The 21,458-nt window shown below is 55.2% G+C and carries 19 protein-coding genes; 10 read left to right on the top strand and 9 right to left on the bottom strand.

Features of this window, described 5'->3' with window-relative positions; genetic code table 11:
* Nucleotides 1-17: 17 nt before the first annotated feature.
* The 5 genes from ACSVHP_RS01455 to ACSVHP_RS01435 all read right to left on the bottom strand — a co-directional run bounded on the left by ACSVHP_RS01455 (nucleotide 18) and on the right by ACSVHP_RS01435 (nucleotide 5,947).
* On the bottom strand, nucleotides 18-1,481 hold the full coding sequence (locus ACSVHP_RS01455; protein WP_447550728.1) for a mannitol dehydrogenase family protein: 1,464 nt from the start codon (nucleotides 1,479-1,481) through the stop codon (nucleotides 18-20).
* A 330-nt stretch (nucleotides 1,482-1,811) separates the two neighbouring features.
* Nucleotides 1,812-3,188, bottom strand: a complete 1,377-nt coding sequence (locus tag ACSVHP_RS01450) for an MFS transporter (protein ID WP_447550727.1) — start codon at nucleotides 3,186-3,188, stop codon at nucleotides 1,812-1,814.
* A gap of 71 nt (nucleotides 3,189-3,259) precedes the next feature.
* Nucleotides 3,260-4,279 carry a Zn-dependent oxidoreductase gene (locus tag ACSVHP_RS01445; protein ID WP_234672720.1) on the bottom strand — a complete coding sequence of 340 codons (1,020 nt, stop codon included), beginning with the start codon at nucleotides 4,277-4,279 and terminating at the stop codon, nucleotides 3,260-3,262.
* A gap of 14 nt (nucleotides 4,280-4,293) precedes the next feature.
* Nucleotides 4,294-5,508, bottom strand: coding sequence for a D-mannonate dehydratase ManD (gene manD, locus ACSVHP_RS01440; protein WP_447550726.1), 1,215 nt, complete (start codon nucleotides 5,506-5,508; stop codon nucleotides 4,294-4,296).
* 112 nt (nucleotides 5,509-5,620) lie between these two features.
* Nucleotides 5,621-5,947, bottom strand: a complete 327-nt coding sequence (locus ACSVHP_RS01435; RefSeq protein ID WP_234672724.1) for a YnfA family protein — start codon at nucleotides 5,945-5,947, stop codon at nucleotides 5,621-5,623.
* Nucleotides 5,948-6,097: 150 nt separating this feature from the next.
* On the opposite strand from ACSVHP_RS01435, the gene ACSVHP_RS01430 reads away from it, so the two are divergent.
* Nucleotides 6,098-6,436, top strand: a complete 339-nt coding sequence (locus ACSVHP_RS01430) for a DUF1283 family protein (protein ID WP_447550725.1) — start codon at nucleotides 6,098-6,100, stop codon at nucleotides 6,434-6,436.
* 15 nt (nucleotides 6,437-6,451) lie between these two features.
* Nucleotides 6,452-7,003: a spermidine N1-acetyltransferase gene (gene speG, locus ACSVHP_RS01425; protein ID WP_234672727.1), complete on the top strand. Its 552-nt coding sequence runs from the start codon at nucleotides 6,452-6,454 to the stop codon at nucleotides 7,001-7,003.
* A gap of 24 nt (nucleotides 7,004-7,027) precedes the next feature.
* Here the strand turns inward: speG and ACSVHP_RS01420 are convergent, their stop codons facing one another.
* On the bottom strand, nucleotides 7,028-7,774 hold the full coding sequence (locus ACSVHP_RS01420) for a YnfC family lipoprotein (protein ID WP_447550724.1): 747 nt from the start codon (nucleotides 7,772-7,774) through the stop codon (nucleotides 7,028-7,030).
* A gap of 70 nt (nucleotides 7,775-7,844) precedes the next feature.
* On the opposite strand from ACSVHP_RS01420, the gene ACSVHP_RS01415 reads away from it, so the two are divergent.
* From ACSVHP_RS01415 to ACSVHP_RS01390, 6 genes are all read left to right on the top strand, one after another.
* Nucleotides 7,845-8,138 carry a DUF1161 domain-containing protein gene (locus tag ACSVHP_RS01415; RefSeq protein WP_234672730.1) on the top strand — a complete coding sequence of 98 codons (294 nt, stop codon included), beginning with the start codon at nucleotides 7,845-7,847 and terminating at the stop codon, nucleotides 8,136-8,138.
* Nucleotides 8,139-8,283: 145 nt separating this feature from the next.
* On the top strand, nucleotides 8,284-10,722 hold the full coding sequence (gene ynfE, locus ACSVHP_RS01410; RefSeq protein ID WP_447550723.1) for a selenate/tellurate reductase subunit YnfE: 2,439 nt from the start codon (nucleotides 8,284-8,286) through the stop codon (nucleotides 10,720-10,722).
* Between the two features lie 10 nt (nucleotides 10,723-10,732).
* Entirely contained in the window at nucleotides 10,733-11,350 is a 618-nt protein-coding gene (locus tag ACSVHP_RS01405) for a DMSO/selenate family reductase complex B subunit (protein WP_447550722.1), read from the top strand.
* A 1-nt stretch (nucleotide 11,351) separates the two neighbouring features.
* Nucleotides 11,352-12,206: a dimethyl sulfoxide reductase anchor subunit family protein gene (locus ACSVHP_RS01400; protein WP_447550721.1), complete on the top strand. Its 855-nt coding sequence runs from the start codon at nucleotides 11,352-11,354 to the stop codon at nucleotides 12,204-12,206.
* A gap of 44 nt (nucleotides 12,207-12,250) precedes the next feature.
* A complete protein-coding gene (gene dmsD, locus ACSVHP_RS01395) occupies nucleotides 12,251-12,865 on the top strand; it encodes a Tat proofreading chaperone DmsD (RefSeq protein WP_447550720.1) in 615 nt (204 codons plus the stop codon).
* A gap of 245 nt (nucleotides 12,866-13,110) precedes the next feature.
* Entirely contained in the window at nucleotides 13,111-13,980 is an 870-nt protein-coding gene (locus tag ACSVHP_RS01390) for a hypothetical protein (protein WP_447550719.1), read from the top strand.
* 957 nt (nucleotides 13,981-14,937) lie between these two features.
* Here ACSVHP_RS01390 and ACSVHP_RS01385 read toward each other — a convergent pair.
* Nucleotides 14,938-15,951, bottom strand: a complete 1,014-nt coding sequence (locus ACSVHP_RS01385; RefSeq protein ID WP_447550718.1) for a zinc-dependent alcohol dehydrogenase family protein — start codon at nucleotides 15,949-15,951, stop codon at nucleotides 14,938-14,940.
* 105 nt (nucleotides 15,952-16,056) lie between these two features.
* On the opposite strand from ACSVHP_RS01385, the gene ACSVHP_RS01380 reads away from it, so the two are divergent.
* Nucleotides 16,057-16,977 carry a LysR family transcriptional regulator gene (locus tag ACSVHP_RS01380; RefSeq protein WP_447550717.1) on the top strand — a complete coding sequence of 307 codons (921 nt, stop codon included), beginning with the start codon at nucleotides 16,057-16,059 and terminating at the stop codon, nucleotides 16,975-16,977.
* Between the two features lie 54 nt (nucleotides 16,978-17,031).
* Here ACSVHP_RS01380 and ACSVHP_RS01375 read toward each other — a convergent pair whose 3' ends face one another.
* Nucleotides 17,032-17,517, bottom strand: a complete 486-nt coding sequence (locus ACSVHP_RS01375) for a GNAT family N-acetyltransferase (protein WP_234675299.1) — start codon at nucleotides 17,515-17,517, stop codon at nucleotides 17,032-17,034.
* 236 nt (nucleotides 17,518-17,753) lie between these two features.
* On the opposite strand from ACSVHP_RS01375, the gene ACSVHP_RS01370 reads away from it, so the two are divergent.
* Nucleotides 17,754-18,233 carry an Rrf2 family transcriptional regulator gene (locus ACSVHP_RS01370; RefSeq protein WP_234675298.1) on the top strand — a complete coding sequence of 160 codons (480 nt, stop codon included), beginning with the start codon at nucleotides 17,754-17,756 and terminating at the stop codon, nucleotides 18,231-18,233.
* A gap of 66 nt (nucleotides 18,234-18,299) precedes the next feature.
* Here ACSVHP_RS01370 and oqxB read toward each other — a convergent pair whose 3' ends face one another.
* Nucleotides 18,300-21,452 (bottom strand): multidrug efflux RND transporter permease subunit OqxB, encoded by a 3,153-nt coding sequence (oqxB, locus tag ACSVHP_RS01365; RefSeq protein ID WP_417313517.1) that lies wholly within the window; start codon nucleotides 21,450-21,452, stop codon nucleotides 18,300-18,302.
* Nucleotides 21,453-21,458: the final 6 nt, after the last annotated feature.

Genomic DNA, 21,458 nt, shown 5'->3' with positions numbered 1-21,458 from the left:
ACGGCGGCATGAAAGGATTACAGCTGTGCCGCGTACTGCGCAACCGTCGCTTTCGCGCCCTTCTCCACCAGGGTTTTATACGCCGTCATCACCGCGTCCACAAACACCGCGTCCTGCGGCAGTTCTTTACCGAAGATAGCCTCGATGCCCAGCAGCGCTTTCACGCGGCTTTCGCCCTCTTCGCTACCCTTGACCGCCGCCTGAATCACGGCCAGCTGCGGATCGCTCACTTCAATCGCATTGCCCTGCTCGTCCACGCCGCCGACATAGCGCATCCAGCCCGCCACGCCCAGCGCCAGCAGCGGGAAGCTCTTCTGGTGCACCAGATGCCAGCGAACGGAGTCCAGCATACGCTGAGGCAGCTTCTGGCTACCGTCCATCGCGATCTGCCAGGTGCGGTGGCGCAGCGCAGGGTTGCTGTAACGCGCGATCAGCATGTCGGCGTAATGCGCCAGATCCACGCCTTTCACCTTCAGCGTCGGCGCCTGCTCTTTCAGCATCAGCGCGTGGGCCGCACGACGATAGTTGTCGTCTTCCATACAGTCGTTAATGTGCTGATAGCCCGCCAGGTAACCAAGATAGGCCAGGAACGAGTGGCTGCCGTTCAGCATACGCAGCTTCATCTCTTCAAACGGGATCACGTCTGCCACCAGCTCCGCTCCTGCTTTTTCCCACTGCGGACGGCCGGCCACAAAGCTGTCTTCAATCACCCACTGACGGAACGGCTCGCAGGCCACGCCTGCCGGATCGCGCACGCCGGTCAGCTGTTCGATTTTGTCCAGGGTATCGGCGGTGACCGCCGGAACAATGCGATCCACCATCGTGGACGGGAAGGTCACGTTCGCTTCGATCCAGTCCGCCAGCTCGCCGTTCACCGCGCGGGCATAGGCGCAGATGACGTTGCGCATCACATGGCCGTTTTCCGGCATGTTGTCGCAGGACATTACGGTAAATGGCGCTAAACCGGCCGCCTTACGACGCGCCAGCGCTTCCACAATCACGCCCAGCGCGGAGGTTGGCTGGTGCGGGTTTTTCAGGTCAGCCACGATAAACGGGTGATCGAGCATCAGTTGCCCGGTCGCCGGAGAGTGGCAGTAGCCCTTCTCGGTAATGGTGAGCGACACGATAGCCACCTGCGGCTCGCACATGGCGTTCAGCACGGTTTCCAGACCATCAACCTGAACGTGCAGCGCTTTTTTCACCACGCCGACCACGCGTGAGGTCCAGGCATCCGCTGACATTTCGGCAACGGTGTAAAGATTATCCTGAGCCTTAAGATCGGCAATCTGCTGCTCGCCGCCAATCAGGTTCACTTCGCAGTAACCCCAGTCGCTACCCTGCTCGGCGGCCAGGATATCGGTATACACCGCCTGGTGAGCGCGGTGGAAAGCGCCAAACCCTAAATGGACAATTCGCGTTTTCAGGCTGTCGCGATCGTACTGAGGAAGCGTGGCTTTCGCCGTTAATAATGGGTTTTCCATGATTGAGACTCGTTGTCGTAATTAAAATATAACCCCGGGGCGAGAGCGTCGCTATCGTTCCGGATCTGCTGACTACACCAACTAGAATGGCAGTGAGTATGAATTCGGATAAGCCATAACCATACTGAATGTCCCGCGCCGAATATTGATTTACATTAACTTTCGTCTAATTGGTGTGATACAAAAATCAAGTTGTGTGACATCTATCGGTAAAGCTATAAACCAGCCTTGCTGACAGAAGAAGGTGTGCTGTAACCGTGCCATTTTAATCGGCATCCCCCAGCCAAAGCCGGGGGATGTTTGCTGCGTTTTAATGGTCACTGATAAAACTTACGACTGCACCCCGTACTTATGCCCTTTGACGGTGTGCGCTTTAGCTTCTGCGGCATCTTCCGCTTCGCTCAGGTCGCGGTCGCACACTTCTGGCATCAGTAACGCAGAGATCAGACCAATCACGGAGTAGACAATCATCATCGCCACAATCGGCCACCATGTGCCAGTCATGTTGCAGAAGATACCCGCCAGCACCGGACCAAAGCCCACTGCCACCAGACCGCCCGCCTCTTTCGAGATGGCCATACGGGTAAAGCGGTTACGTGCGCCAAACATTTCCGCCATGGTGATGTTTTCCAGCGCAAACAGGCCCAGCACCGCGAAGTTATGAATGATGATGATACACATCATGATCACGCTCGGGCTGTAGGTGTTGTCGACGATGATCGACAGCATCGGGTAGGCCAGAATAATGGCGGAAATATTCAGCACGATGTACGGCAGACGACGACCGATTTTGTCAGACAGCCAGCCCAGCAGCGGAATGGAGATGAAGCCCAGGAAGGAACTTATCATCAGCGCATCCGTTGGAATGCTCTTGTTGAACAGCAGCGTCTGTACCAGATAGCCCGCGAGGAAGGTCTGAATCAGACCCGAGTTACCCGCCTGGCCGAAGCGCAGACCGGTCGCCAGCCAGAAGGATTTGCTCTTGAACATCGCACCCAGCGAGGTTTCTGGTGTGGAAACAGGCACAACGCCGTCTTCATCGCTGACTTTTTCGAACACCGGGCTCTCTTTCAGATTCATTCGCAGCCAGATAGCGAAGATCATCACCACCACGCTTGCGAGGAACGGGATACGCCAGCCCCAGGCCACCAGCTCTTCACGATCCAGCGCGAAGAACATCACCGCCCAGATAGCCGTTGCGCTCAGGGTGCCGCAGTTGGTTCCCATCGCCACCAGCGAGGAGATAATGCCGCGCTTCCCTTTCGGCGCGTATTCCGCAAGCATGGTGCCCGCACCGGAGATTTCCGCCCCGGCCCCCAGCCCCTGAATGATACGTAAAGTAACCAGCAGCACTGGCGCAAAAATACCAATCTGCGCGTAGGTCGGCAGCACGCCAATCAGGGTGGTACAGATCCCCATCATGGTAATGGTGATAAACAGCACTTTTTTACGACCAATGCTGTCGCCCATGCGGCCAAAAATAAAGGCCCCGACGATACGGGCGATGTAGCCTGCGCCGTAGGTACCCATCGCCAGGATCAGCGCCATTGCGGCGGACTGCTCCGGGAAGAAGATCTCATGGAAGACCAGCGCCGCACCCAGCGAGTAGAGCTGGAAATCCATAAATTCAAGTGCGGTGCCAAGCCAGCCAGAAACGGCGGCTTTGACCAGATCCGACGTCGTTCTTTGAGGTTGTGTTTGAGTCATAATGGCTATCTCTGAAAGGTAAAATGCGTACCACTAAGAGCCTGTCTACGCAGGCTCTAACGCGTTAGTTGTTATTGGTTGAACGTCAGCAAGACCTTGCAGCACTGCCGCTGGTCTTTTTCAAACAGTTCGATTGCGTCTGTTACGTGGTGGTAGTCAAAGGTATGAGTAACCAGTTTATCCGGGTCGATAAGTCCTTTTTCCAACCACTCTATGACAACCGGGAATTTGTGCGCATTCAGGCGCGACGAGAAAATAGACAGCTCTTTGCCCGTAATTCCCTGCTGGACAATCTGGCTTGGATCACTGGAGAAGCCCATGATGACGATACGGGCGGCCGGTGCAGCCAGAGTAATTGCTTCCTGCAAAATCGTGGGGTGACAGGCGGCATCGATAATCAGCGTGGGCTTCACGCCTTTTTCATCCAGCACTGACTGAACGGACTGCCCGGCGTTGTTGAATACCCAATCCGCGCCGCTGCGTTCTGCCATTGCCAGACGCTCGTCGATTCTGTCGACCACGATGACCTGCTTCACGTTGTACACGCCTTTTAGCGCCTGTACAGTGACCAGCCCCATCGGGCCTGCGCCATAGACCAGCGCCACATCCTGCTCGGTCGGTTTTGCCTGCGCGGTCACGTTCGCCGCGATGGTAAACGGCTCAACCATCACCGCGTGCTTGTCGGAAATCGCATCGGGAATGACCCACGCGTTTTTCGCTGGCACCACGGCGTATTCACTGAAGCCGCCGTCGCGGTGAACGCCCAGCACCACCAGCGAGGCGCAGACGTTAGGTTTGCCCACCGAGCACTGATAGCAGTGGCCGCAGCTGATCACCGGGTCCACGGAGACGCGCTGGCCCAGGCGTGAAGCGTCAACGCCCTCGCCCACCGCGTCGATCACGCCAAAGAACTCATGGCCGATCACGCGCGGGTATTTGGCAAACGGGTTGTGACCGCGGTAGATGTGGCTGTCGGAACCGCAAATCCCGGCGAGCTTAATTTTGACGCGAACTTCACCTTCGGCCGGCGTCGGAACGGGACGCTCCTCAATCACCAGCTCGTTCGGTTTTTGAATCACAATGCTTTTCATTGTTCGCTCCTCTTTTACCAGTTCCACAGGGTGCCATCTTCAAGACGGGCAACCGGCAGATAGGCTGGATCGTACGGATATTTCGCCGCCAGCTTTTCGTCGAACTCGATGCCCAGACCCGGCTTGTCGCCCGGATGCATGTAGCCGTTGTCGAAGGTCCAGTTGTGGTGGAACACTTCCAGCATCTGCTCGGAGTAGCCCATATATTCCTGAACGCCGAAGTTTGGCACCCACAGGTCGAAGTGCAGCGCGGCCGCGTGGCAAATTGGCGACAGATCGGACGGGCCGTGCGAGCCGGTACGCACCTGATACAGCGATGCAAAGTCAGCGATACGACGCATTCCCGTAATACCGCCCGCGTGGGTGATAGTGGTACGGATATAGTCGATCAGCTGCTCTTCAATCAGCTGTTTGCAATCCCAGATGCTGTTGAAGACTTCGCCCACCGCAATTGGCGTCACGGTGTGCTGACGGATCAGACGGAAGCACTCCTGGTTTTCCGCAGGGGTTGGGTCTTCCATCCAGAACATGCGGAACTCTTCGATGCTCTTACCGAAACGCGCGGCTTCGATTGGCGTCAGGCGGTGGTGCATGTCGTGCAGCAGATGCTCATTGAAACCATACTTGCTGCGCACGGCATCAAATAATTTCGGCGTAAAATCGAGGTATTTTTCCGTTGACCACAGCTGCTCTTCCGGCCAGTTGCCCTTGGTCGCTGGCTCATAGGCCAGACCTTTGCCTTTCGACATGCCGTAAGTGGTTTTCATGCCCGGCACGCCGCACTGAACGCGGATTGCCTTAAAGCCCATCTCTTTGTGACGCGCGTAATCTTCCAGCACGTCGTCAATGGTGTGGCCGGTGGTGTGGCAATAGACCATCACACCTTCGCGGGACGCGCCACCGAGCAGCTGATACAGCGGCATGTTGGCGGCTTTCGCTTTGATATCCCACAGGGCCATATCCACGGCAGAGATCGCCGACATGGTGACAGGGCCACGACGCCAGTACGCGCCTTTATATAAGAACTGCCAGATATCTTCGATGCGGTGCGCATCGCGGCCAATCAGCTGCGGGCAGAGATGATCTTTCAGATAAGAGGCGACGGACAGCTCGCGTCCGTTAAGCGTGGCATCACCGTACCCCACGATCCCTTCGTCGGTGGTGATTTTAAGGGTGACAAAGTTGCGCCCCGGGCAGGTCACAAATACTTCAGCCCCAACAATCTTCATAATCCAGTTCCTTACATCGCATGTTGTGATGCAGGAAATCTACTCAACTACACTACTACCATACAAGTATAACGATCGTGAAATCAGCGTTCGATCACAAAACAAAGGGCGCTTACGCGCGCCCCCACCCGGCCACGATAATTAACATGCCGCACAATGCCACCAGCGCGCCGGCCCAGTCGTACGCGCTCAGTTTGACGCCGTCCACCACCCGCAGCCACAGCAGCGCGGTGCAGACATACACCCCGCCGTAGGCCGCGTAGACTCGACCGCTGGCCGCCGGGTGCAGCGTTAAGAGCCAGACAAACAGCGCCAGCGCCACCCCGGCGGGGATCAGCAGCAACACGGACGCTCCCTTTTTCAGCCAGAGCCAGGGTAAGAAACAGCCGAGAATTTCACACAGGGCGGTTGCAAAGAAAAGCAGCGTTGTTTTGACCATATCTTTCATTTTTTGAGGGTTGGTTGAGACATGATACGCGATAATTCACGTAACCTTCACATGCCTGCCGCGCGGGTATTCTGCTCTTTTGGATTGGTGTAGAATCCTCCTGGGTATACCGATTATCTGCACCCGTTAAAAGGAAACGCTATGACTACATTAAGCAAACGCCTTTGTCTGACAGCCCTGTTCGCGCTGTCAACGTTCGCTTTTTCCACCACGGCCTCCGCCGAAACCAGCAAGCTCATCATTGAGTCTGGTGACAGCGCGCAGAGCCGTCAGAACGCCGCGATGGACAAAGAACAATGGAATGACACCCGCAACCTTCGCCAGAAGGTGAACAAACGCGCCGAGAAAGAGTGGGACAAAGAAGATGTCGCATTCGACGCGCGCGATAAATGTCAGCAAAGTGCCAACGTGAACGCCTACTGGGAGCCAAACACCCTGCGCTGTCTGGATCGCCGTACCGGCCGCACGGTCGCACCTTAATCTCGCGGGATCACCATGGACGAGTTAAAACTTCGCCCTCTTGAGCGAGAAGATTTGCGCTTTGTTCACCAGCTCGACAACAACGCCAGCGTGATGCGCTACTGGTTTGAGGAGCCTTACGAGGCGTTTGTCGAGCTGTCCGATCTGTACGATAAACACATCCACGACCAGAGCGAGCGCCGTTTCGTCGTGGAGTGTGGGGGTGAAAAAGCGGGACTGGTGGAGCTGGTTGAGATCAACCACGTTCACCGCCGGGCAGAGTTTCAGATCATCATTTCGCCGGAGCATCAGGGCAAGGGCCTGGCCTCACGCGCGGCGAAGCTGGCGATGGATTACGGGTTCAACGTGCTGAACCTCTACAAGCTCTACCTGATTGTTGATAAAGAGAACGAAAAGGCGATCCATATCTACCGCAAGCTGGGCTTTATGGTGGAAGGCGAGCTGATTCATGAGTTCTTTATTAACGGCGAGTACCGCAACACCATCCGCATGTGCATCTTCCAGCATCAGCATCTGGCCGGGCATAAAGCCTCTTCCGCCAGCCTGCTGAAACCCACCGCGCAGTAAGCTGCGCGGTTTTCATTTATTACATCAATAGTAATCAATGCTGTTTTTGATGGTGTACGTCTTTTCGACCGTCGGCTTGACGCTGTCATCGGTGATTAACAGCTCGCAGGAGACAGGATTGTTGTGGCGATCGTAGTCACAGCTCTGCTTCACCCGCCCGAGCGGCTTATCGTTAAGCAAACTGACTGCCGTGTAGTCGAGCTTTTTACGCGGGTCTTTTGACGGCGTGGACTGCACCGACAGCTGCTGTTTTCCGGAAATCGTGGTTTTACCCAGCGGATAGCCTTCCGCGTCGTAACGGTACTTCACTTCCATCTCTTTGCCGCGCGCGGCCACCACAAAACCGTTATCGTCGGTGTCCCAGGTAATGCCCGCTGCGGGCAGCTCCGCAAGCTGGCACTTACCCTGCAATTTCACCTTGCGCTGCTGCGTTTCCGCATCGAGGTAGTAGTTAGCGTCCAGCACCAGCGCAACGCCGGTATTGGCCTCCAGATCGTGCAGCTCCAGCGTGTCGAAACAGCCTTCCGTTGATACCGTGCCGCTGACCCGTTTCGAGACTTCGCCCTTCTCGTTGAGCAAGGTTTGGGTGAAATCTTTCACCGGCCCGCGCAGGGGATCGAAATCAAATTCATTCGAAAAACTCGCCATCTCCGGCGAAAAAGAGAGCGGCGCAGAGTTGTTGTCGCAACCTGCCAGCACTGTCGCCAGTAGCCCTATCACTGCGTATTTCTTCACGTTATTTACCGATGCAGGGAGATAATTCCCAATCATATTAGCAAATACAGACGTTTACACTAACCCTGCTAGAATTAAAAAACACACAGAGAAAAGGAGTCAGATGATGAAACGGTTACCCTGGATTACCGCCCTGCTGTTGATGAGTGCTTCCCCGGCCCTGCTGGCTGCCCCGGATTCCTGCGAACGCGTAAAGAGCGACATTCAGCAGAAAATTATTAATAACGGCGTCCCGGAATCGGGCTTCACGCTGAACATCGTGCCAGGCGATCAGGCTGACCAGCCGGATGCGCAGGTTGTTGGGCATTGTGCCAACGATACCTTCAAAATTTTGTACACCCGCACAGGTAGCGGCGCGGCATCCGGCACGCAGGATAATACGCAAGGCGAGCCGCAGTGATTTTTATCCCCTGTCATCTCAACAATGTCCGTTGAATTGATAAGGATTAATATTTCATACCCATAAATAAGTAAAACTCACCCATCATTAGCCCGGTTGTAGTCACGGGAGTAAATAATTCTTACTTACAATGATGGAGTGAGTTATGTCAGAGGCAGACAACCAGGGCGGGATCAGCCGCCGTTCACTGGTCAAATCCACCGCAATTGGCTCACTGGCGCTTGCCGCCGGTGGCCTTTCCCTCCCCTTCGGATTAAAACGTGCCGCCGCGGCCGTTCAGAGCGCGATGCAATCCCCTGAGGATAACGTCGTCTGGGGCGCCTGCTCGGTTAACTGCGGCAGCCGCTGTGCCCTTCGCCTGCACGTGCGCGATAACGAAGTCTACTGGGTTGAAACCGACAACACCGGGGAGGACATCTACGGCAATCACCAGGTTCGCGCCTGTCTTCGCGGGCGTTCTATCCGTCGTCGCATCAACCACCCGGACCGCCTGAACTATCCGATGAAGCGCGTCGGCAAACGCGGCGAAGGCAAGTTCGAACGCATCTCCTGGGACGAGGCGCTGAATACCATTACCGCCAGCCTGAAAGGCGTGGTGGAGAAGTACGGTAACGAAGCGGTGTACATCAACTACTCATCCGGGATTGTCGGGGGCAACATCACCCGCTCTTCTCCTTACGCCTCGCTGGTGGCGCGCCTGATGAACTGCTACGGCGGGTTCCTCAGCCACTACGGCACCTACAGCACCGCGCAAATCAACTGCGCAATGCCCTACACCTACGGCTCTAACGACGGCAACAGCACCTCCGATATCGAAAACAGCAAACTGGTGGTGATGTTCGGCAATAACCCGGCCGAAACGCGCATGAGCGGCGGCGGGATCACCTATTTCCTTGAGCAGGCGCGCGAACGCTCGAATGCGCGCATGATCGTCATCGATCCGCGCTACACCGATACCGCCGCCGGACGTGAAGACGAGTGGATCCCAATTCGCCCGGGCACCGACGCCGCGCTGGTGGCCGGGATTGCGTGGGTGCTGATCGACGAGAACATGGTCGACCAGCCGTTCCTCGATAAATACTGCGTCGGCTACGACGAGAAAACGCTGCCGGAAGGCGCGCCCGCCAACGGCCACTACAAGGCCTATATTCTCGGCCAGGGCGAAGATGGCACCGCCAAAACGCCGGAATGGGCGTCGCGCATTACCGGGATCCCTGCCGACCGCATCATCAAGCTGGCCCGCGAAATTGGCTCGGCGAAACCGGCCTATATTTGTCAGGGCTGGGGACCGCAGCGTCAGGCCAACGGCGAGCAGACCTCTCGCGCCATCGCCATGCTGTCGATCCTGACCGGCAACGTCGGCATTAACGGCGGCAACAGCGGCGCGCGTGAATCCACCTACACCATCACCATTGAACGTATGCCGCCGCTCGTTAACCCGGTTAAAACGCAGATCTCCTGCTTTAGCTGGACGGATGCCATCGTGCGTGGCCCGGAAATGACCGCCCTGCGCGACGGCGTGCGCGGGAAAGACAAGCTCGACGTGCCGATCAAATTTATCTGGAACTATGCCGGTAACACCATCACTAACCAGCATTCCGATATCAACAAAACCCACGATATTTTGCAGGACGACAGCAAGTGCGAAATGATTGTGGTGATCGAAAACTTCATGACCTCGTCAGCGAAGTATGCCGACATCCTGCTGCCGGACCTGATGACCGTCGAGCAGGAAGACATTATTCCTAACGACTACGCGGGCAACATGGGCTATCTGATTTTCCTCCAGCCCGTGACCGCGCCGAAGTTCGAGCGTAAGCCGATTTACTGGATCATGAGCGAAGTGGCGAAACGCCTCGGCCCGGACGTGTATCAGCAGTTCACCGAGGGGCGCACCCAGGAGCAGTGGTTGCAGCATCTGTACGCCAAAATGCTTGAAAAAGATCCGCTTCTGCCGTCCTACGACGAACTGAAAAAAATGGGCATTTATAAGCGCAAAGATCCGAACGGACACTTCGTTGCCTATAAAAAGTTCCGTGAGGATCCTGAAGCCAACCCGCTCAAAACCCCGTCCGGCAAAATCGAAATCTATTCGAGCCGACTCGCCGATATCGCCGCGAAGTGGGAGCTGGAAAAAGACGAAACCATCACCGCCCTGCCGGTCTATGCCTCTACCTTTGACGGCTGGGACGCGCCCGAGCGCAGCACCTACCCGCTCCAGCTGTTCGGCTTCCACTTCAAGGCGCGAACCCACTCCAGCTACGGCAACGTTGACGTGCTGAAAGCGGCCTGTCGCCAGGAGGTGTGGCTGAACCCGGTCGATGCCGCGCAGCGTGGCATTAAAAACGGCGACATGGTGCGCGTGTTTAACGGTCGCGGCGAGCTGCGCATTCCGGCAAAAGTGACGCCGCGCATCATGCCGGGCGAAAGCGCGATGGGCCAGGGCGCATGGCACGACGCCAACATGACGGGCGACCGCGTTGACCACGGGGCCTGCATCAACACGCTGACCACCCATCGTCCTTCCCCGCTGGCAAAAGGCAACCCACAACATACCAACCTGGTGCAGATCGAGAAGGCATAAGGAATAACTGATGACCACCCAGTATGGATTTTTTATTGATTCCAGCCGCTGCACCGGTTGCAAAACCTGCGAGCTGGCCTGCAAGGACTACAAAGATTTAACCCCAGAAGTCAGCTTCCGCCGTATCTATGAATACGCGGGCGGCGACTGGCAGGAGGACAACGGCGTCTGGCATCAGAACGTCTTCGCCTATTACCTGTCGATTGCCTGCAACCACTGCGAAGATCCGGCCTGTACCAAGGTCTGCCCGAGCGGGGCGATGCACAAGCGCGACGACGGCTTTGTGGTGGTGAACGAAGATGTCTGCATCGGCTGCCGCTACTGCCACATGGCCTGCCCGTACGGTGCGCCGCAGTACAACGAAGCCAAAGGGCACATGACCAAGTGCGACGGCTGCCACACCCGCGTGGCCGACGGCAAAAAGCCGATCTGCGTCGAGTCCTGCCCGCTGCGCGCGCTGGACTTCGGCCCGATTGAAGAGCTGCGTAAAAAACACGGTCAGCTGGCGGCGGTCGCGCCGCTGCCGTCCGCGCACTTCACCAAACCAAGCATTGTGATTAAACCTAACGCCAACAGCCGTCCGACGGGTGACACCACCGGCTATCTGGCAAACCCGAAGGAGGTGTGAGATGGGAAGTGGATGGCATGAATGGCCGCTGGTGATCTTCACCGTCTTCGGGCAGTGCGTGGCGGGCGCGCTAATCGTCGCCGGGTGCGCCTGGTTTAAAGAGGAAGACAGCGCCGCCAGAACGCGGATTGTGCGCAGCATGTTCTTCTTGTGGGTGGTGATGGGGATCGGCTTTATCGCCTCGGTGCTCCACCTCGGCACGCCCATGCGCGCCTTTAACTCCCTTAACCGCATCGGCGCGTCAGCGCTCAGCAACGAAATTGCCGCGGGCTCGGTGTTCTTTGCGGTTGGCGGCTTCTGGTGGCTGATTTCCGTGCTCAACAAGATGCCGCCCGCGCTGGGTAAAATCTGGCTGGTGGTCAGCCAGATCCTCGGCATTGTGTTCGTCTGGGCCATGACCCGCGTGTATCAGATTGATACCGTTCCGACCTGGTACACCGGCTACACCACTCTGGGCTTTTTCCTGACCATGGCGCTGGGCGGCCCGCTGTTCGCGGCGTTGCTGCTGCGCGCCGCGAAAGCGTCGTTTAAGGGTAAGCTGGCGGCCGCCATCAGCGTGCTGGCTCTGCTCGCAAGCGTGGCGGTGGTGGTCGGGCAAAGCAACGCGCTGGCAGGTATTCATAGTTCAGTTCAACAGGCCAGCGCCCTGCTGCCGGACTATGGCACGCTGCAAATCTGGCGTATCCTGTTGCTCGCAGCGGGTTTAGGCTGCTGGCTGTGCCCGCTTGCGCGTCGTCAGGAGCCAAAAGTCATTGGCTTGTTCGCGGGCCTCGTGCTGGTGGTTCTCGGTGAGCTAATCGGTCGCGGGCTATTTTATGGCCTGCACATGACCGCAGGTATGGCGATTGCCGGTTAATACGCGCGTGCGGGGCAACCCGCACGCGAGCAAGGAATGGTGTTATGAATGATGTTTCACAGCGCGAGTCGTTCGCGTTCAGCGCCCGGGTTCTGGGCGCGCTGTTTTATTACTCCCCGGAAGACGAGCAGGTTGCGCCGCTGGTGAGCGCGCTGACCGCAAGCGACTGGACACACGACTGGCCGCTCTCTTCCGACGCGCTCCAGCCCATCGCGGAAACCTTCCGCGCCCCATCGGACGAGCCGCTTACCGACGCCTGGCAGCGCCTGTTTATCGGCCCGTACGCCCTGCCCGCCCCGCCGTGGGGCTCGGTGTGGCTGGATCGTGAATCCGTATTGTTCGGCGACTCGACCCTCGCGCTGCGCCAGTGGATGCGCGAAAACGCGATTGCCTTCGAGATGCAGCAGAACGAGCCGGAAGATCACTTCGGCACCCTGCTGATGCTCGCCGCATGGCTTACCGAGAACGGCCGCGATGCCGAGCGCGACCAGCTGCTGGCCTGGCATCTGCTGCCGTGGAGCCAGCGCTTCCTGGAGGTGTTTATCGACAACGCCGGACATCCGTTCTACGCCGCACTCGGGCAGCTGGCCCGGCTGACGCTGGCGAGCTGGCAGTCTGAACTGTTGATTCCGGTGGCGGACAAGACGCTGTATCGGTGATGGAAAAAGCCAGCACACGTTGCTGGCTTTTTTGTTTTTTTAATAGCAAGAACTTCCTGATATACCAAATACTCCGATAACGAAGTTCAACCCAATAAGTAAAAACTTATTAATAAAACGCTTCCCCTGCTCCTTTAATTATGATAATAATTTCGTAATTAGACGCAAACATACAACTAAAAAAATATATCTAATTCTAAAAATAAATTTTTATTTATCATGTATATTTAAGAGGTTTTCATTCGATGAGAGATGATTTTCCAGAAAGTGTCAAACGTATTCTGGCAGAAAGAGTAGGCTGGTGCTGTTCATATCCTGACTGCAACAAAATCACAGTTGGACCTCATGCCGATCCAAATAAACGGATATCTATAGGTCAAGCGTGTCATATTGAAGCAGCCTCCCCAAATGGGCCAAGATATAACTACGAAATGACTGAAGAACAAAGAAAGTCTATCCAGAATGGGATTTGGATGTGCCGTATACATGCTTGGTTAATTGATTCAGACAAAGGATCCTACAGTGTTGAAATGTTGAAGGAATGGAAAAACAATGCAGAAATAAAAGCACTGGAGTCAATAGGGTTTATTCGAAACGACCAACACACTGATCTTTACATTGAAAACATCCAAAGGCACCGTGAGATATTTTCCCATTTGCGAGATATCGAATTTTTTAGTTTATATTGGTGCCGAAAAAATCATTTTTACTATCTCGATGGAATGGGGGGGTTAAATATTATAATTAAAGATGATTACATAGAATTGCAATTTTTAAGAGATGAATGCAGCTTACCTTTTCAAAAAGACTTCCAATATATCGGGAGAGTAAACTTACCTGTATCGCGTATGATTGATCTCATTGTTGGCTCATGTGGATGGGATGAAACCATGTCTGACTTTTACATAAGTTATAATTTTTCCAAAAAATACCTTGGGCAAGAATATTTCACTATCAATAAGGGTACAAACAATGCTGGATATTATGGGGATTTTTATATTAAGGAAGACATAATTTATGATGACCTTGGGCGAGAAATTGCTCCTTCCAAGGAAGTAGTTTATAATGAAGTAATTAAACTTTGTAGGGTTTTTTACCATTTCATAGCGCCTTGATCTAATACGCGAGTCTTTTCCTACTCTAACCACTTGATTCATTGCTAGCACATATTAGCTCTGACTCGCGGCGTCTTACCATCAATCAGGCCCGCATAAGGTCGTTTTTCCTTAAAGACACGGGGCTAAAATTAAATACAAACGAAGCTCGACAATGTAAAGAGTTTACGTAGTTGGTAAAGAGCTTGTAACAGGTATTAAAAATTCATCCTGAGTTACATTATCACCTGTTTTGACCAGCACAGTCGTCGACGCTATCGAAAATATCTCTATACGCCGGAAGATATCAAAATTAAACTGGAAACGGTTGCAGCGATCCGAGATTTTAGCGGCCCCAAGAACAGGGCTATTACTTTCTAAATATCATTAATAGTAACCACTAAAATTACATAATCACGAAATAACCCATTGATTTTTTATTTAAATAATTATCATTTAAGTACTTCAACTATATACAAGCTCAGTTCATTTCCGATGAAAAAGTACTTTTGATCTTGTCACTTTCCATCAGCCCACTGTTTCCCGCTCATGCAAATTTATTTAGTCATGTAATCGATCTCTCTAAGCCTTTTACGTGCCGGGATATTTCACCCACTCCATTACGGATGACAGAGAATGGTCTAATTATGGGCGGAGTGCGCTACCCTTTGTATAATCAGAATGCGGCGTCCACACCTCGACTCACTAATAAAATATTTCGTAGTCATGATAATCTTGAGGAAATAGATATCGTTCAGTACGCAGATGATGCGTACAGTAAGCGTAAGCTTTATCAAATTTCGCAGCAACCCAGATCAGTTTTTTGATGACGTATCACTTGAAAAGAACATGATTTTTGAGAAAGATAGCTTTAATGCTGTAAATCCGGGCCCTAATTATTTTTCGCAAAACCAAGGGTGCGAACAATGAATCATTGTCAGGGGTACCTATCTGCCCCCTGAATGATTATCATGCCCGTCAACCCACGTTAATCACGATTTTCCCGAACGCCCCTTTATCGAGCTGGTTTAGCGCTTCCGGCAATTCTTCAAGGCTAAATGATTTATCGATAACGGGTTTCAGCTTGACGCCGTCAACGGCCCGGACAAAATCTTCGAGCGCCCGGCGATGGCCCACGCCAATTCCCTGAACCGTCGGCGATTTCAACAACAGCAGCGATCCAGGGGCGGACGTATCGTGGATGTCCATCATTCCAATCAGAGAGATTCGTCCATGTGATGCCACCGCGCGAACAGAATCGGCAAAGTTACGCCCGCCCACCGTATCCACCACATGATCGATACCCCGTTCATTCGTCAGTCGGTACACGGCCTCGACCCAGTCCTCTTTGTTACGGTTAATACCATGATCGGCTCCCAGCGCCACCGCCGCAGCCAGCTTCTCGTCGCTGGACGAGGTAACGTAAACTTCAGCACCCACCATTTTCGCTATCTGAAGCGCGAAAAGCGCTACGCCCCCGGTTCCCTGAACAAGCACGGTTTCCCCGGCGCGAAGCCCGCCGCGCTCAATCAACGCAAACCAGGCCGTCAGTCCGGCACAGACCAGCGTGCTGGCTTCGGCATCGGTCAGCGTCTGCGGGGCGTGGACCAGCCACGCTTCATTCATCACCACGTACTCGGCCAGCACCCCCTGAATGGCGTAGCCAATCGTGTTGTAGTGCGGATTTTTGGCGGTGTTTTGCAGCTTTCCGTCAATCCAGTCGGCGTTAAAGGAGGAGATCACGCGATCGCCCTCGCAGAAGCGAGTGGTGCCTGGACCCACCGCCTCCACCACGCCAGCCATATCGGAGCCCGGCGTAAAGGGCATCGGCATACCCATGCCCATTCCGCCCTCTATGATGACCTTATCGCGAAAGTTTAAAGAGACAGCGTTGACCCGAACCAGCACTTCATTCGGGCCAGGCTGAGGGATGTCTGCATCTATAAGCGTTAAGTTCTCACGCCCTGTTTCGTTCAAAATCCAGCGTTTCATGGTGACTCCAGCGTCATAAATAACGGATGCTCAAGATTCTAGCATTGCCTCTTTAATGACAATGGAGATAGTATTTCTCATTATTGATTCCGCTAAGGCAACAATATGAAAAGTGAGATCGGCAGTATTCCCGTTTTCGTGACCGCCGCTGAATCGGCCAGTTTTTCGCAGGCGGCGGAAAAACTGAACGTAACGCGCTCGGCCGTTGCGAAAACCATATCCCGGCTTGAGGAAAGGCTGGGTGTTACCCTTTTTCAGCGCACAACCCGCACCCAGAGCCTGACTGATGAAGGCTCGCTTTATTATGAATACTGCCGCCGGGCGCTTAACGAAATCAAAACGGCGGAGGATATTCTGGAAGGCGGAAAAATGCAGGCCAGCGGAAAACTCAGGGTGTCCGTCCCCGTTCTGCTCGGACACCTATGTATTTCACCGCTGCTCTCCACGCTGACAAAGGAACATCCGGGGCTGACGCTGGAAATGTCCTTTAGCGATCGTCAGGTCGACTTACCGGAAGAAGGGTTTGATATGGCCGTCAGAATCGGCGCCCTGGCCGACAGCAGCAGCCTGATCGCCCGTAAACTCGCCTCTCACACCATGGTTTTCTGCGCTTCTCCGGAGTATCTCCAGCGGGCCGGTGAGCCAGCTTCGTCAAAGGAACTCAAGCACCACGCCGCGATTGCCTATATCCATTCAGGACGCGTTTTGAAGTGGCAGGTTAAAAATGAAAGGGGTGAAATGACGGAGATGATCCCGCCCGCCAGAATCATGATGGATGATATGCAGGCGGTAAAAGATGTCGCGATATCAGGCGGCGGCATCGTCTGGCTGCCCTACTGGCTCGTGCGCGAGCAGCTTGTTACGGGCAGCCTGAAAGAAATTCTCAAAAATCAGTCGTCAGGAAGCTGGCCCGTCTATGCCGTATGGCCGCGCACGCCTCACCTCTCCCTGAAAGTCAGACTGGCCGTTGATAAACTGGTTAGCGAGCTACCGTCGATGATGGCGACGGTTGAAGCCGGGATATGATGCTGAGTGTTTAGTTTGTGCAATAAGCGTAGACGCTAAATTAGATTCAAATATTCAGCGCAATGCTTTTGAAAAGCATATCGCTTCAGTCCTGCCTATGTATGGGCCATAATTTTCAATACGGACATAACCCTTTTTCTTGTAGAACTTGACGGCCCGATAGTTGATATGTCGGGTTTCCAGCCTAAGTTCGGTGTACCCCATCTCTTTTGCAGATTTTTCAAGAAAATTGAGTAACGCACTACCCACCCCTGGCATACTTCGGTCTGAAAACATTCTTTTAAGCTCGGCCGTATGTTGCGTCAATGGCCGTATCGCACCGCACCCTATTGCTTTGCCTTGGGTATTTTTTGCTAATGCCCATAGGGCTTTTTCATCACTCATTGCTTCCGCATTAAAATTGCTTTTGCCGTTGTCACCCGTAATGGCGGCGAGTTCTGCTGACAGCAGTTCGATCAGGTAACAGGATTCTGAAGAATTTGGATCTGACTTCTCTACTGTAATCATGGTTGTGCCCTGACGGATAGGTGCGACTAACATAAAGCATCCTTTTATAGATAGCAGCGCCTGAATCTCTGCGTGTTTACGCAAGCCGTGTCTGAGGCGAAGGGTAACTTCCCTAACCGCACGTTTAGCTAAACAGGAAAAGGGTGTTCGATCGCAAATGCCGCAGATTGCTTCAAAAAAATTCCCGTATTTGTTATATTGTTGTTTATTGCTTATTCACCTCTGCGGTGCCAAAAAGAACAAAATTCACCGCGACCCAGGAAACAAACATGTTAGATTACCGCTTCCCGACAGCTTTGCAGATGGTTCTCAGCGTAGCGATGGCGGAGCAGTTGGGCGAACGTTCGACGAGTGCGATTCTGGCCTACGGTCTGGAAGCGAACCCGAGCTTCATCCGCAAACTGATGGTCCCGCTCACGCGTGACGGCATTATCGTTTCAACGCTTGGCCGCAACGGCTCCATTCATCTTGGTCGCCCGCCGGAAGAGATCACCCTTCGCGATATTTACCTGTCGGTTATCGAAGATAAAAAGCTCTGGGCGTCGCGCCCTGACGTGCCGGCCCGCTGCGTGGTCAGCGCTAACGCGTGCTGGTACTTCAAATCTATCTCAGAAGAAGCCGAAGAGGCTTCGCTGGCGGTACTGGCTCGCCATACCGTGGCGAGCGCTCTGGAAGAGGTCAAAAAAGCTGACACCAGCGGCTGCGATCCGGTGCCGGAGCTGATGGCGAAATATAAAGAAGCTCACTAATTTTTTCGCGCACCATAAAAAAACCGCCTTCACAGTGAAGGCGGTTTTTTGTTATCTGCAACAACCTTATGCAGGCAGAGCGTCCCTTTCCTCTTTGCGGCGCGTCACGAGTTTACGCAGCGTCACGTAGAACACCGGCGTGAGGAACAGACCAAAGAGCGTCACGCCCAGCATCCCGGAGAAGACCGTGATCCCGGTAACGCCGCGTACTTCGGCACCCGCGCCGTGGCCGAGGATCAGCGGAATGGTCCCGGCGATAAAGGCGATGGAGGTCATCACGATCGGGCGTAAACGCAGGCGGCACGCCTCCAGCGCGGCTTCCATAATCCCTTTGCCCTGCATTTCCAGCTCGCGGGCAAACTCCACGATAAGAATGGCGTTTTTACAGGCCAGCCCCATCAGGACCACCAGCCCCACCTGCACGAACACGTTGTTATCGCCCCCGGTCAGCCAGACGCCAAACAGCGCGGACAGCATCGTCATCGGCACGATGAGGATCACCGCCAGCGGCAGCGTCCAGCTCTCATACAGCGCCGCCAGCACCAGGAACGCCAGCAGCACCGCGACCGGGAAGACGATCAGCGCCGTGTTCCCCTGCGTGGCCTGCTGGAAGCTCAGGTCGGTCCATTCAATGTTCATCCCGTTGGGCAGGATCTGCTTCGACATACCTTCCAGCTGCGTCATCGCCTGCGTGGACGAGAGCACGCGCGGGTCAGCATCGCCAATCAAATCCGCCGCCGGGTAGCCGTTGTAGCGGATCACCGGGTCCGGACCGTAGGTGGTGCTGATGTTCACCATACTGCCAATCGGCACCATTTCGCCCTGATTATTGCGGGTACGTAAGTTAGCAATATCCTCCACGCTGTCGCGGAACTGGCCGTCTGCCTGAGCCATTACGCGCCAGGTGCGCCCGAACTGGTTGAAGTCATTCACGTACGACGAGCCCAGATAGGTTTGCAGCGTACCGAAGAGATCGGTCAGCAACACGCCCTGCGCTTTCGCCTTATCGCGGTCAACCTGCACGTCCAGCTGCGGCACGTTCGCCTGGTAGGTTGAGATGGGGAAATGCATCCCCGGCGTCTGCATAATCGCGCCGGACATGGTGTTCACCGCGTTTTGCAGCGCGCCATAGCCCAGGCCCGCGCGATCCTGAATGTACAGGGAATAGCCCGATCCCTGTCCCAGCCCTAAAATCGGCGGCGGCAGAATAGAGAAGCCAAAGCCCTCCTGGATTTGCGCGATTTTGGCGTTGATCTCGGCGTTTATTTCCGCAGCGGAATGTTTGCGCTGGTCGAACGGCTTCAGGCCAAAGAACACCGTCCCGGTATTCGGCGTGTTGGTGAACTGCAACGCGTTCAGTCCCGGGAACGCGACAGCATAGTCCACGCCCTCGGTGTTCATGCCGATTTCGCTCATTTTGCGGATCACCGCGTCGGTGCGCGCAAGGGATGAGCCTTCCGGCATTTTCACGCCGCCAATCAGGTACAGCTTGTCCTGGGTCGGTATAAACCCGCCGGGTACCGCTTTAAACATCACCCCCGCCGCGCAGAGCAGCAGCAGATAGACCGCAAACACCGCGCCGCGACGGCCGAGCGTTTTGCCCACCAGCCCCTGATAGCCGTTCGAACTGCGGTGGAAAAAGCGGTTAAACGGACGGAAAATCCAGCCGAACAGACGGTCGATAAGCCGGGTCGGAAAATCTTTCGGCGCGCCGTGCGGTTTTAACAGCAGCGCCGCCAGCGCCGGGGAGAGCGTCAGCGAGTTGATGGCGGAGATCACCGTGGAGATGGCGATCGTCACCGCAAACTGCTTGTAGAACTGTCCGGTCACGCCCGAGAGAAACGCCATCGGCACAAACACCGCGCACAGCACCAGCGCAATCGCGATAATCGGCCCGGACACCTCGCGCATCGCCTGATGCGCGGCCGCAAGCGGGGCCAGCCCCTCTTCGATATTTCGCTCGACGTTTTCCACCACCACGATGGCGTCATCCACCACGATACCGATGGCCAACACCAGCCCGAACAGGCTCAGGGTATTGAGCGAGAAGCCCAGCAGGTAAAGAATGCTGAAGGTGCCCACCACCGAAACCGGCACCGCGATCAGCGGAATAATCGACGCGCGCCAGGTTTGCAGGAACAGGATCACCACCAGCACGACCAGCACCACCGCTTCCAGCAGCGTTTGCACCACCGCACGGATGGAGTCGCGCACGAAAACGGTCGGATCGTAAGGCGCCGCCCACTTCATATCCGCCGGGAAGCGCGTGGACAGTTCGTCCATTTTGGCGCGCACCGCGTTTGACAGGTCGATGGCGTTCGCCCCCGGCGACTGGAAGATACCAATCCCGACCGCGTCTTTATTGTTGAGCTGGGAACGCAGCGCGTAGCTGCCGGAGCCCATTTCAATACGCGCCACGTCGCGCAGCCGGACGACCGAACCGTCTTGCGCCGTTTTCAGCACGATATTGCCAAACTCTTCTTCGGTATGCAGACGGCCCTGCGCGTTAATGGAGATCAGGAAATCGCTCTCTTTCGGCAGCGGCTCGGCGCCAAGCTGTCCGGCGGAAACCTGTACGTTCTGCTCCTGCATCGCCGTGACCACGTCCGAGGCGGTCAGCCCGCGCGACGCCACCTTGTTGGGATCCAGCCAAACGCGCATCGCGTATTCACCGGAGCCGAAAATCTGGATCTGGCCGACGCCGGGCAGACGCGCCAGCTCGTCTTTCACCTTCAGGGTGGCGTAGTTGCGCATGTACAGAGAGTCGTATTTACCGCCTGGCGAGAACAGATGCACCACCAGCGTCAGCGTCGGCGACTGTTTCTGGGTGGTAATACCCAGACGCCGCACGTCTTCCGGCAGACGCGCCTCGGCCTGCGCGACGCGGTTTTGCACCTGTACCTGCGCCTGATCGGGGTCAGTCCCCGGGCGGAAGGTCACGGTGGTCACCAGCACGCCGTCCGAGCCCGCGACGGATTTCATGTACATCATGTTTTCAACGCCGTTGATGGCCTCTTCCAGCGGCGTCGCCACGGTCTCGGCAATCACTTTCGGGTTGGCGCCAGGGTACTCCGCGCGCACCTGCACGCTTGGCGGTACGACGTCAGGATATTCGCTAACCGGCAGCAGCGGGATGGCGATTAACCCGGTGATAAAAATCAGAATCGACAGGACGGCGGCAAAAATCGGCCTGTCGATGAAAAAGCGGGAAAAGTCCATGGGTGG

The sequence above is a fragment of the Enterobacter sp. 186315 genome, assembly GCF_053290175.1.
The sequence above is the reverse complement of the archived record's forward strand: the minus strand, read 5'-3'. Positions and strand labels throughout refer to the sequence as shown.

Bases quoted from the DNA above. Each gene is read 5' to 3' on its own strand.
- ACSVHP_RS01455 (WP_447550728.1), bottom strand. From the start codon at position 1,481: ATGGAAAACCCATTATTAACGGCGAAAGCCACGCTTCCTCAGTACGAT.
- ACSVHP_RS01450 (WP_447550727.1), bottom strand. From the start codon at position 3,188: ATGACTCAAACACAACCTCAAAGAACGACGTCGGATCTGGTCAAAGCC.
- ACSVHP_RS01445 (WP_234672720.1), bottom strand. From the start codon at position 4,279: ATGAAAAGCATTGTGATTCAAAAACCGAACGAGCTGGTGATTGAGGAG.
- manD (WP_447550726.1), bottom strand. From the start codon at position 5,508: ATGAAGATTGTTGGGGCTGAAGTATTTGTGACCTGCCCGGGGCGCAAC.
- ACSVHP_RS01435 (WP_234672724.1), bottom strand. From the start codon at position 5,947: ATGGTCAAAACAACGCTGCTTTTCTTTGCAACCGCCCTGTGTGAAATT.
- ACSVHP_RS01430 (WP_447550725.1), top strand. From the start codon at position 6,098: ATGACTACATTAAGCAAACGCCTTTGTCTGACAGCCCTGTTCGCGCTG.
- speG (WP_234672727.1), top strand. From the start codon at position 6,452: ATGGACGAGTTAAAACTTCGCCCTCTTGAGCGAGAAGATTTGCGCTTT.
- ACSVHP_RS01420 (WP_447550724.1), bottom strand. From the start codon at position 7,774: ATGATTGGGAATTATCTCCCTGCATCGGTAAATAACGTGAAGAAATAC.
- ACSVHP_RS01415 (WP_234672730.1), top strand. From the start codon at position 7,845: ATGAAACGGTTACCCTGGATTACCGCCCTGCTGTTGATGAGTGCTTCC.
- ynfE (WP_447550723.1), top strand. From the start codon at position 8,284: ATGTCAGAGGCAGACAACCAGGGCGGGATCAGCCGCCGTTCACTGGTC.
- ACSVHP_RS01405 (WP_447550722.1), top strand. From the start codon at position 10,733: ATGACCACCCAGTATGGATTTTTTATTGATTCCAGCCGCTGCACCGGT.
- ACSVHP_RS01400 (WP_447550721.1), top strand. From the start codon at position 11,352: ATGGGAAGTGGATGGCATGAATGGCCGCTGGTGATCTTCACCGTCTTC.
- dmsD (WP_447550720.1), top strand. From the start codon at position 12,251: ATGAATGATGTTTCACAGCGCGAGTCGTTCGCGTTCAGCGCCCGGGTT.
- ACSVHP_RS01390 (WP_447550719.1), top strand. From the start codon at position 13,111: ATGAGAGATGATTTTCCAGAAAGTGTCAAACGTATTCTGGCAGAAAGA.
- ACSVHP_RS01385 (WP_447550718.1), bottom strand. From the start codon at position 15,951: ATGAAACGCTGGATTTTGAACGAAACAGGGCGTGAGAACTTAACGCTT.
- ACSVHP_RS01380 (WP_447550717.1), top strand. From the start codon at position 16,057: ATGAAAAGTGAGATCGGCAGTATTCCCGTTTTCGTGACCGCCGCTGAA.
- ACSVHP_RS01375 (WP_234675299.1), bottom strand. From the start codon at position 17,517: ATGTTAGTCGCACCTATCCGTCAGGGCACAACCATGATTACAGTAGAG.
- ACSVHP_RS01370 (WP_234675298.1), top strand. From the start codon at position 17,754: ATGTTAGATTACCGCTTCCCGACAGCTTTGCAGATGGTTCTCAGCGTA.
- oqxB (WP_417313517.1), bottom strand. From the start codon at position 21,452: ATGGACTTTTCCCGCTTTTTCATCGACAGGCCGATTTTTGCCGCCGTC.